Source organism: Pseudoalteromonas sp. SWYJ118, from assembly GCF_015864505.1.
GTDB classification, from domain to species: Bacteria; Pseudomonadota; Gammaproteobacteria; order Enterobacterales; family Alteromonadaceae; genus Pseudoalteromonas; species Pseudoalteromonas arctica.
The window spans coordinates 1-11,005 of record NZ_JADYXC010000044.1 but is presented as its reverse complement, the minus strand read 5'-3'; the positions used below and the strand labels follow the sequence as shown (position 1 = coordinate 11,005).

Sequence of the window (11,005 nt, the reverse complement as noted above, 5' to 3'; positions counted from 1 at the left end):
GTCTTATTTAAGCTTCCAGCTAGACGAGAGGATAGAAGATATCCCCGATGGGTTAAGCCAAAACCATCTAAGTATCCCCATAAAAAGAAAAATGCCAGTCAGCTTAACTGACTGGCATTAGCCTAGGCTCCTTTTTTAATATGCTCAACTTTAGATGTATAGGAAGTTAATTAATAAACGCTTTAATAGCGGTTAATATTCCTTGCTCGCCTAACCCCATTTCATCGTGCATTTCATCTTGGGTGCCGTGTTTAATAAACTCATCAGGAATACCTAAGTTAAGGATATTAATATCAGCTTTTTGCGTTGCTAAGAATTCGTTAACTGCAGAGCCGGCACCGCCAGCAATCGCATTATCTTCAAGCGTAACAATTACATCGTGGCTAGTTGCAAGCTCATTTAAAAGTGCGGTATCAAGTGGTTTAATAAAACGCATATTAACAAGCGTTGCATCTAATTCATCTGCAGCAAGCTGTGCATTTTCAAGTAATGTACCGAACGATAAAATGGCAATTTTACTGCCGTTCTTAATTGTATCTGCCTTACCTATTTCAAGCAGTTGCATAGTGCTTTCAATGTCTGCAGTACCTGCACTACCGCGAGGGTAACGAACAGCAACTGGGCAATTTGCTTTATAGCCGGTGTACAGCATTTGACGGCACTCGTTGGTATCGCTTGGTGCCATAATTACCATATTTGGAATGCAGCGCATAAAGCTTAAATCGTACGCACCTTGGTGAGTTTCACCATCGGCTCCCACAATACCAGCGCGGTCAATGGCAAATAATACAGGTAAGTTTTGCAGTGCAACATCATGTATTAATTGGTCATACGCACGTTGTAAAAAGCTTGAGTAAATAGCAACAACAGGTTTTAAACCTTCACAGGCAAAGCCAGCAGCTAAAGTAACCGCATGCTGCTCAGCAATGGCCACATCAAAGTATTGATCTGGAAACTCTTTAGAAAAACGTACCATGCCTGAACCTTCGCGCATTGCAGGCGTGATAGCCATTAACTTGCTGTCTTGTTCGGCCATATCACATAACCAATCGCCGAATACTTTTGAAAAAGTAGCAGCACTAGGTTTAGATTTAGGTAGGCTAGTTGTGCTCGGATCGAATTTTGGTACACCATGATAGCCAATAGGATCGGCTTCAGCCGGTTTATAGCCCTTACCTTTTTGCGTTTTTATATGTAAAAGCTGTGGGCCTTTTAAATTACGCATATTACGTAATGTATCTACAAGCATGTTTACATCGTGACCATCAATGGGACCAATGTAATTTAGGCCTAATTCTTCAAAGAAGGTACCCGGGATCATCATGCCTTTAATGTGCTCTTCCATTTTACTGGCAAGTTGCTTTACCGGAGGCACTCCTGAGAGTAACTTTTTACTACCTTCACGAATGTTAGTATAAAAGCTACCTGATAAAATTCGAGCAAAGTGATTTGTTAATGCGCCAACATTTTCAGAAATCGACATTTCGTTATCATTTAAAATAATAAGCATGTCTGATTTTACATCACCTAAATGATTCATCGCTTCAAATGCCATGCCTGCGGTTATAGCTCCGTCACCAATAATGGCTACAGACTTTCGACCTTTACCTTCTTTTTGTGCAGCAATAGACATACCTAAGGCAGCTGAAATAGAGGTGCTTGAATGGCCTACGCTAAACGTATCGTATTGGCTTTCATCGCGAAAAGGAAAAGGGTGTAAACCGTCTTTTTGGCGAATGGTGTGCATTTGCTCGCGACGACCAGTAAGAATTTTATGCGGATAAGCTTGATGACCCACATCCCAAACTAGGCGATCGTCTGGAGTGTTATAAACATAATGCAGCGCAACGGTTAGTTCAACCGTCCCTAAACCAGACGCTAGATGACCGCTACTTTGCGATACTGAGTTGAGTAAATAATCGCGCAGCTCATTGCTAAATGCAGGGAGTTTGTCTTGCGCTAAGTCACGCAATTGGGCTGGCTCGTCAACCAAATTAAGTAATGGATACTTGCTACTATCAAGTGTCATGGTTTTATATATATCCTTCGCTAACATTAATTAATTCAAAGCTTTTACGAATAATTAATGTTGAGTAATAATGTCAGTGCTAATTGCAATACGTATGAGCAAAAATTAGTGGTCACGCTCAATTAGGTAATTTGCTAGCGACGCAAGAAGTGTTGTGTCAGCATCTATATTTGCTAACGCTTCATGGGCTTGTTGTATTAAATTTTGCGCCTTTTCTTTAGCGCCTAGCATACCTAATAACGCCGGATATGTCGCTTTATTCGCGGCAATATCGGAGCCTTGTGGCTTTCCTAAAATAACTGTATCGCCTTCAACATCTAAAATGTCGTCGTGTACTTGAAATGCTAGCCCTATAGCATACCCAAAAACACTTAAATTTTCTAAGGTTTGTTGATCAGCCTTTTCACTGCACAGTGCACCAAGTGTAATTGCGCAATTAATTAGAGCCCCGGTTTTTAGCTTATGTATTCGCTCAAGCTCTTGTACGGTAATTACTTTATCAGTTGCTGCTATATCAAGGCCTTGTCCGCCAACCATACCCTGAAGGCCTGATGCATGGGCAAGTGTAGCAATCATTTTTACTTGTGTTTGCGATGAGCATTCAAATTTGTGATTCGCAATAAGCTCAAAAGCAAGAGTTTGAAGAGCATCACCGGCTAAAATTGCATTTGCCTCGCCAAACTCTATATGACAAGTAGGGCGTCCGCGGCGTAAGTCGTCATCATCCATTGCTGGTAAGTCATCATGGACTAACGAATAGCTATGAATACACTCAATTGCAGCAGCAAGTACGTTTAAGTCTTGATGGTTTGCGCCGAGCATTTTACCTGTGGCATAAACTAAAAATGGACGTAATCTTTTACCGCCATTAAATAATCCATACTGGGTGGCGTTCTTTACCGTTTCTTCTGTATCTAGAGGCTGGTTAAAATGCTGTTGTAAGGTCGCTACTACATCTTTTTGAGCACGTTCAATATGATTTTTTATGCTCACAGCTATTCCATATCATTATCAAAATTTGTAAGTACTGACTTTTCGCCATTCCCCATCAAAATTGATACTTTTTGTTCTGCTTGCTGTAATTTCCCTGATGAAGCACTTGCTAATGCAATTCCACGCTCAAATTGCTTTAACGATTGCTCAAGCGATAAGTCACCTTGTTCCATGTCACTAACGATTGTAGATAATTCTTCTAGTGCTTGTTCGAAACTTAAGTTTTCAGGTTTTTTAGTCGCCATCTTTATTTCAGCTTACATAATAAATTTAGGGTCAATTTTAGGGGGAATGCTAAACTAGGTCAAAGGATGATATTGGTTTTTTACCTTTATAACGTTAAATTATATTTCAAGTGCATTAATAAAGCCTTAATAGCGGTCTGTTGGTTTAATAAATCAATTGATAATTAGGTAGCCCTTATAACTTGACCTAAGATAGTGCTAAAGGCTGCTTTTTATGTTTATTTATAAAAATGGCTTAAGCAATTCAATATGTTGCCGATAAGCAGTTAATAATAAAAGTTTATGATAAGGCCATTAAGCATGAAACTTCTGGAGGAAATGTGGATTTAGCAACCATAATCGGGATCCTAGGCGCAATTGGCTTAATTGTCATGTCTATGTTTATGAGTAGTAGCGGTGAAATGGCTATGTTTTACAATACCCCGTCTGTGGTTATTGTATTTGGTGGTTCACTCTTTATTGTTTTATCAAACTTCACTATGTCGCAATTTTTGGGGATAGGTAAAGTTGTTGCCAAAGCGTTTATGTTTAAAATCGAAACGCCAGAAATACTTATCGAAAAAGCAGTAGAACTTGCTGATTCAGCTCGTAAAGGCGGTTTTTTAGCACTCGAAGAAGCTGAAATTCCAAACCCCTTTATGCGCAAAGGCGTCGATATGCTCGTTGATGGCCATGATGCAGATGTAGTTCGCGCTACACTTCAAAAAGATATTTCTCTAACTACGACTCGCCATGAATTGGGCGCGGGTTTATTTAAGTCGTTAGCTGATATAGGGCCTGCAATGGGCATGATTGGTACTCTAATTGGTTTGGTTGCAATGTTGTCTAACATGGATGACCCGAAGGCAATTGGTCCTGCAATGGCAGTAGCACTATTAACAACTTTATATGGCGCGTTTTTAGCCAATGTAGTGGCAATTCCTATTCAGGTAAAACTTGAACTGCGTAAAGATGAGGAAGCTATGAATCAGCGTTTAATTTTGGATGCTATTTTAGGTATACAAGATGGTCAGAATCCAAAAGTAATCGAAGGTATTTTGAAAAATTACTTAGCTGAATCTAAACGCAAAGTAGATACCGAGGAGTAACTATGTCTGATCAAGAGTGCAAATGCCCACCACCAGGTCTACCTGCATGGATGGGAACGTTTGCCGATTTAATGTCACTGTTAATGTGCTTTTTTGTACTCTTGCTCGCGTTTTCAGAAATGGATGTACTTAAGTTTAAACAAATTGCGGGCTCTATGAAGTTTGCTTTTGGTGTGCAGAATAAAATTGAAGTAAAAGACATCCCTAAAGGGACCTCTGTTATTGCCATGGAGTTTACCCCAGGTAAACCAGAGCCAACCCCAATAGAAACCATTCAGCAGCAAACAGTCGAAATGACTCAACAAATGTTAGAGTTTCAGGCTGGCGATGAAAGCTCAGCAGGCGGCAGGCAAGAACAGCGCGGGGATAAACGCGGTGGCGAATCTCGTAGTACCTCACAAGAAGAATCTTCTGAGCAAGCAACTTCAGCAGCCGATCAGGAGCAAACTAACGAGCTTGTTAAAAAGATAGCGCAGCAGCTTGAAAAGCAAATAATCGATGGCGCAATTGAGCTTGAGTCTTTAGGGCAGCAAATAATTATTCGCATTAGAGAGAATGGTTCATTTCCTTCAGGTAGTGCATTTTTACAACCTAAGTTTAAACCTATAATTCAAGATATCGGTGTGCTGTTAAAAGATGTACCCGGTGAAATAACAGTATCTGGCCATACAGATGATTTTCAGGTATCGAATGAGTTATATATTAATAATTGGGACCTATCATCAAAGCGTGCTGTAGCCGTTGCAAGTGAACTGCAAAAAGTCCAAGGATTTGATAAAACCCGAATGATGGTGGTTGGTCGAGCTGAAACACGACCACTTGTACCGAATGACACCGATGAAGATCGCCGCAGGAATCGCCGAGTAGAAATATCTATATTACAAGGTAAAGCAAAAGAGTCAGCTCCTATAGATGTAAGATAACTTTTATTGGCAAACACACTTATTTATCATAAAGTATGCTTTCTTTAACAAATGTAACGGAATAGTTTATGAAAAAGGTCGATAAGTTTAGTCATATGCCAGGAAATGGCGGTGGTAATGACGATGATGAAAAAAAACTTGATTAACTCTAATGCCTGAATGGTTTTTAAAGACTATATTGATATTAGATACTAGTTGGGTGTTTATTTTAAGCCCTGCTATTTTCATCTTTTATTTTAGAAAAGATTATTTGGCCCTGCGTTTCGCTTTAATTACAGCCGCTTTTTTTTTATATGGAACCATTATTCATCCTTACTTGAAAGAGTTTGATAATGGGATTTATGTTTATCGATACCTTGTTTGGGCCTTTAATGATATTGCTTGGATGGCACTCATCGCATATCTGGGTTTAAAAGATAAGGTTTATTTATGGCAATGCGTATTAGGTCAATTGGTTGTTATTATGGCACCAATTTTACAGCTATTTAGATTAGTCGACCGCCATTTATGGGATCTTTCTTATAGTACATACATTTATAAAACCTTATTGCCATTTATTAATATAGGCACCGTTGTTGTTTGTTATCTTCCGCTTATTTATATTTTAACAAAAGACAAAAAAAGCCCAGCTAGCCAATAGTTACAAAAAGTTCCCTCCTTTAAAATAGCTGTGCTAGACTACTGTTTATATAAACAGTGATGAGCAGGCTATGAAACTCTACATTGCAGAAAAACCTTCACTTGGACGCGCTATTGCTGATGCGTTACCAAAACCACATAAAAAATATGATGGTTATATAGAAGTCGCTAATGGCGATTGTGTGTCGTGGTGTATTGGACATTTGCTAGAACAAGCAGAACCCGATGATTACGATGAGCGCTTTAAAAAGTGGCAGTTTGAACACTTACCTATAATACCTGAACAGTGGAAGTTAAAAGCCAAAACCAAAACTCGCAAACAGCTCACTGTTTTAAAAAAATTAATTAAACAAGCCTCGCAACTTATTCACGCTGGCGATCCAGACCGTGAAGGCCAGCTACTAGTCGATCAAGTAATTGAAGAAGCTAAAATAAGTCAGGCTAAAAAGCAGAGTACGCAACGTTTACTCATTAGTGATTTAAACTTATCGGCGGTAAAAAAATCACTGGGTACTATGCGTTCTAATCGAGATTTTATTCCGTTAAGTGTATCTGCTTTAGCGCGCTCTCGTGCTGATTGGCTATTTGGTATGAATTTAACACGTGCATACACACTAGCTGGGCAAAAAGCAGGGTTTGGTAATGTGCTTTCGGTAGGGCGAGTACAAACCCCTATTTTAGGTCTTGTTGTTAATAGAGATAACGAAATAGCACACTTTGTATCTAAGCCTTTTTACGATGTACTGGCGCATTTACTTACTCCAGATAACCAGCCATTCATAGCTAAGTGGGTTCCTAGTAAAGCATGTGAGCCACATCAAGATGAAGAAGGGCGAATACTTAACAAAGCACTCGCACAAAATGTTGCTTCACGCATTACAAAGCAAAGTGCTGAGCTTACTTCACTTGACCAAAAACAAAAAAAACAAAGTGCTCCATTACCGTATAACCTATCTGCACTGCAAATAGATGCGGCTAAAGCATTTGGTATGCCAGCTCAAAAAGTGTTGGATATTTGCCAAATACTTTACGAACGTCATAAATTAATTACTTACCCACGCTCGGATAATCGTTATTTACCTAAAGATCACCATCAAGATGCATCAGCTATTTTTAAAGCTATAAGTGCTAATGGTGGGCAAAGCACAGAATTGGTAAATGGGGCTGATGTAAAAAAGCGCAGTAAATGTTTTAACGATTCAAAAGTGGCTGCGCATCATGCCATTGTGCCTACGGCTAAGCAGTTAAAGTCAGCGAGTTTGAACGGTGACGAAGCGAAGGTATATCAATTAATAAGCCGCCATTACCTAATTCAGTTTTATCCCGACTATATATATAACGAAACTAAAGCAGAGATAACAATCGCTGGCGGATTATTTAAAGCAAATGCAAAACAAGATGTAAGCCTGGGCTTTAAGGTATTAATGGGTAAGTCTGAATTAAAAGATGAAGCTACGTTACCTCCTTTAACTAAAGGTATGCCTCTTTTTTGTGAGCAAGGCGAAGTGGTCGAAAAGCATACATCACCTCCTGCTTATTTTACCGACGCTACATTATTGGCTGCGATGACGGGCATTAGCCGTTATGTTAAAGATCCACAAATTAAAAAAGTATTAAAAGACACTGATGGTTTAGGGACTGAGGCAACACGTGCGGGAATAATCGAGTTGCTATTCAAGCGGCGCTTTTTAAAACGTGAAGGTAAGTCAATTAGAGCGACCGAAACGGGACTTGCCCTTATTAGCGTATTACCACAAGGTTTAGCGAGTCCTGATTTAACCGCAAAGTGGGAATCGAGCTTAGGTGATATCGCGCAGCAAGTAATGAGTTATCAGCAATTTTTACAGCCTTTACTTGCTGAGCTAAATGGGTTTGTACAATTAGCAGCAAACTGCGATAGCAATGCATTTGCAAGGTTACCAAAAAGCTCACCTAAAAAACGCTTTGCTAAACGAGGTGGAAAAGCGACCTTTAAAAAGTCGAGTTATAAAAAAAGCTCTGTTGCTAGTTAGCTACAGAGCCATTTTATTAAACGATATTACTTAACCTGAACTCTACTTGAGATAGATTTATTATCCAGAATTCAGGTTACTTATTAAATAAAGCAACAGCAGCGTTACTCATTGCTTTTATTCCGGTAGGGATAGCAACTTTATAATCTGGTGCAAATTTACTAGAGTGTAGGGAAGGGAGTACTTCAGCTGTTTTTATCGAATCTGCATATTGTGCTTGGTTTACACCTCCTAGCCAAAATAAGGTAATCGGGATATTTTCATCGGTGCGTCCGTATAGGCCAAAGTCTTCACCCGCCATTACAGCTTGTGTTTCAAGCACATTAGTATCACCAATTGCGCTGGCAATAGAGTTTCTAACAATGTCTGTTTGTGCAGGGTTATTATAAGTAGATGGAATAGATTCATCTTCATGTACATATACTACAGGGTAGTTTGATTCATTTAGGCCAGCACTTTGTGCAATACCTGCCGTGATTCGTTTTATTGCTGCTATTTGAGCACTTCTAACATTTGGGTTATAGCTTCTGAGAGTGAGTTGTAGTTTTACTTCATCCGAAATCACATTATGTTTTGAGCCACCATGAATAGACCCAACCGTAATAACCGAAGGCTCTAGCGGTGAAAGTTCTCGGCTTGTGATTGTTTGCAGAGCAAGTACTGTGCGTGCAGCTATAATCACAGGGTCTATAGTTGTATGCGGATAAGCACCATGACCACCTTTACCTTTTATTGTAATATCGACAGAATCTACACTTGCCATAGTGTATTCATTTTTCATTGATATCTTACCAGCGGGGACGCTAGCACTTACATGTAACGCAATTATATGATCAGGTTTTTCATATTTACTAAATAGTCCTTCGCCTAACATGGCTTTAGCACCCCCACCAACTTCTTCGGCAGGCTGTGCAACCATCATCAAAGTGCCTTTCCATTGATCTTTGTGTACTATTAATTGCTCAGCAGTACCAATAAAAGAGCTCATGTGAATATCGTGGCCACAACCGTGCATTACACCTACTTTAGCACCATGCTCGTCAATTACTTTAACTTTTGAGGCATAGGACTTTCCTGTCTGCTCTATAATAGGTAAGCCATCGGTGTCAGTACGGATCATCACGGTTGGACCGTTTCCGTTTTTGTAAATGCCGACAACACCAAAGCCACCTACATTACTTGTTACTTTAAAACCCAGCTGAGTTAATTTATCCGCTATTTTATTACCCGTTTCTTGTTCGTGATAAGAAAGCTCTGGCGATTGGTGTAAATCGAGGTAAAACTTTTCTATAGCTGGCATGGCTTTGCTTAAATTCAAATCGAGTCCATTTGCTTGTACTAATGGGCTTGCTAATAAAAGTATTGCACTTAGATAAGTTAATTTCATGTTTTCCCTCATTGTTGAATATGTATACCGGATGATTTAGGTATATGACTTGTAATTATTATGTTCACCACCATATAAAAACCTAAATAGATGAATATGGCAATCAATTCAATGAGCAACATAGTTAGTATTAATGCACAAAACCTTCAACAAGTACTCGGTGAAACATCACAACAAAAATTAGTGTTGCTTAACTTTTTCTCACCACAAAGTCCTGATTGCATAGGACAGGCTGCAATTTTAGATAAAGTAGCAGCTGAATATGCAAGCTACATAGTAGTGGCAAACCTAGATTGTGATGCAGAACAAGCCCTAGCTTCTCAACTTGCACAACAAGTAGGGCTACAAACATTACCTACACTTGTATTATTAAAAGACTCAGCACCAGTCGATTTACTTGCTGGTGTTCAAACTGAAGCACAAATACGAGAAGCCCTAGGGAAACATCTACCTGCACAACAAGACTTACTGTTAGAGCAAGCAAAACAAGCGTTATTAAAGTCAGATTTAAATGCTGCATTTAATTATGCAAAGCAAGCTTATGAAATAGACAGCGGTAATGCACGCATCAAATTAGTGCTTGCAGACATATGTATTCAAATTCACAAGGTAGATGAAGCCCAAGCGCTTATAAATACAATAGACGTACAAGAGCAAGATGCTTACTTTAATAATATAAAAGCAAAATGCGAAGCTGCGCTTGAAGCAAAAGACTCACCAGAGATTAAAGAAAAGCAACAACAAGTAGAAAAGTACCCAAATGACCTAGAATTAAAAGAAGAGCTCAGTATTTTACTCAATGAAGCAGGCAGAAAAGAAGAAGCATTGGATATACTATTTACAGTGCTGCAAAAAGATCTGAATTTCAATGAAGCGAAACCAAGCTTTTTAGCCATTATTGCCTCTTTACCCGATGGTGATGCGCTCGCAGCAAAGTATCGTCGCAAGTTATATAGTATTTTATACTAGGGTCTGTTGCTCTTTGCGGATTAAAATTTGTTCAAACTAGGGGGTGTTTAATCGCGGCGCGAGATTTGTAACCTAGCGGGCTCGGTAATTGCTCCTGCGTTACCCTACTGGCTTACATCCATGTAAGAATAAGTAAAAACCGAGTAACAAAGAGTAAATAGCCCCTAGGAAGAACCCTTTGGGCAGCGCCTGTTTGGCATTAATGCTACGTTATCGCTTATTTATGGGGAGTAACCACACTACATAGGCTCTGCCTTGCCTGAATACTAAACAGGCTGCTGCAAATTTAACCTTGAAAGATAAACAGACCCTAGATTCTAATAACTATTACTTTTGAGAAGCACCTAAATAAGGTGCTTTTTGCATTTTTAAGGTTTTAATTAAAAGCTATAGAATGGTTTAGCTATGTAAAAACAAGAGTTATCAACAGGTTTTTGTGGGTAACTTGTGCTTATCATGTGTGCTTGCTTGGGGCTTAATTTTAATTACTATTTTATGCAAATAACGCTTGCGTAAAATCCGCCGCTCCCTATAATGCGACCCCACTGAGACGGGAAACGCCAACGCATAGCGAGGCAGGAACAACTCAGAGAGTTAAGTAAAACTTCGGTTTTAAATTGTCGAAAGAAAGTTTAAAACTAAGTGTTGACTCGAAAAATAAAGGGTGTATTATTCGCATCCCTTGAGACGCTAAAGCGACTCAAAACGTTCTTTAACAAT

9 protein-coding genes are annotated in these 11,005 nt (G+C 39.2%); 5 read left to right on the top strand and 4 right to left on the bottom strand.

Annotated elements, in window-relative coordinates; genetic code table 11:
* Positions 1-166: 166 nt before the first annotated feature.
* The 3 genes from dxs to I6F48_RS20695 form a co-directional block, all read right to left on the bottom strand.
* Positions 167-2,029 carry a 1-deoxy-D-xylulose-5-phosphate synthase gene (dxs, locus tag I6F48_RS20705; RefSeq protein WP_169045060.1) on the bottom strand — a complete coding sequence of 621 codons (1,863 nt, stop codon included), beginning with the start codon at positions 2,027-2,029 and terminating at the stop codon, positions 167-169.
* Between the two features lie 105 nt (positions 2,030-2,134).
* Positions 2,135-3,022, bottom strand: a complete 888-nt coding sequence (ispA, locus tag I6F48_RS20700) for a (2E,6E)-farnesyl diphosphate synthase (protein ID WP_007587115.1) — start codon at positions 3,020-3,022, stop codon at positions 2,135-2,137.
* Between the two features lie 2 nt (positions 3,023-3,024).
* Positions 3,025-3,267 carry an exodeoxyribonuclease VII small subunit gene (locus I6F48_RS20695; RefSeq protein WP_002961738.1) on the bottom strand — a complete coding sequence of 81 codons (243 nt, stop codon included), beginning with the start codon at positions 3,265-3,267 and terminating at the stop codon, positions 3,025-3,027.
* Between the two features lie 320 nt (positions 3,268-3,587).
* Here I6F48_RS20695 and pomA point away from each other — a divergent pair, with 320 nt between their 5' ends.
* The 4 genes from pomA to I6F48_RS20675 all read left to right on the top strand — a co-directional run bounded on the left by pomA (position 3,588) and on the right by I6F48_RS20675 (position 7,929).
* Complete coding sequence (gene pomA, locus I6F48_RS20690; RefSeq protein WP_007587114.1) at positions 3,588-4,355, top strand: flagellar motor protein PomA; 768 nt, start codon at positions 3,588-3,590, stop codon at positions 4,353-4,355.
* A gap of 2 nt (positions 4,356-4,357) precedes the next feature.
* Positions 4,358-5,278 (top strand): flagellar motor protein MotB, encoded by a 921-nt coding sequence (locus I6F48_RS20685; RefSeq protein ID WP_007587113.1) that lies wholly within the window; start codon positions 4,358-4,360, stop codon positions 5,276-5,278.
* A 151-nt stretch (positions 5,279-5,429) separates the two neighbouring features.
* On the top strand, positions 5,430-5,918 hold the full coding sequence (locus I6F48_RS20680) for a hypothetical protein (RefSeq protein ID WP_024593682.1): 489 nt from the start codon (positions 5,430-5,432) through the stop codon (positions 5,916-5,918).
* 70 nt (positions 5,919-5,988) lie between these two features.
* Positions 5,989-7,929 (top strand): DNA topoisomerase III, encoded by a 1,941-nt coding sequence (locus I6F48_RS20675; protein ID WP_197120222.1) that lies wholly within the window; start codon positions 5,989-5,991, stop codon positions 7,927-7,929.
* A gap of 76 nt (positions 7,930-8,005) precedes the next feature.
* Here I6F48_RS20675 and I6F48_RS20670 read toward each other — a convergent pair whose 3' ends face one another.
* Positions 8,006-9,316: a M20 metallopeptidase family protein gene (locus I6F48_RS20670; protein WP_165739816.1), complete on the bottom strand. Its 1,311-nt coding sequence runs from the start codon at positions 9,314-9,316 to the stop codon at positions 8,006-8,008.
* A gap of 111 nt (positions 9,317-9,427) precedes the next feature.
* Between I6F48_RS20670 and I6F48_RS20665 the strand changes: the two genes are divergently transcribed.
* Positions 9,428-10,285 (top strand): tetratricopeptide repeat protein, encoded by an 858-nt coding sequence (locus I6F48_RS20665; RefSeq protein ID WP_197120221.1) that lies wholly within the window; start codon positions 9,428-9,430, stop codon positions 10,283-10,285.
* The last annotated feature ends 720 nt before the right edge of the window (positions 10,286-11,005 follow it).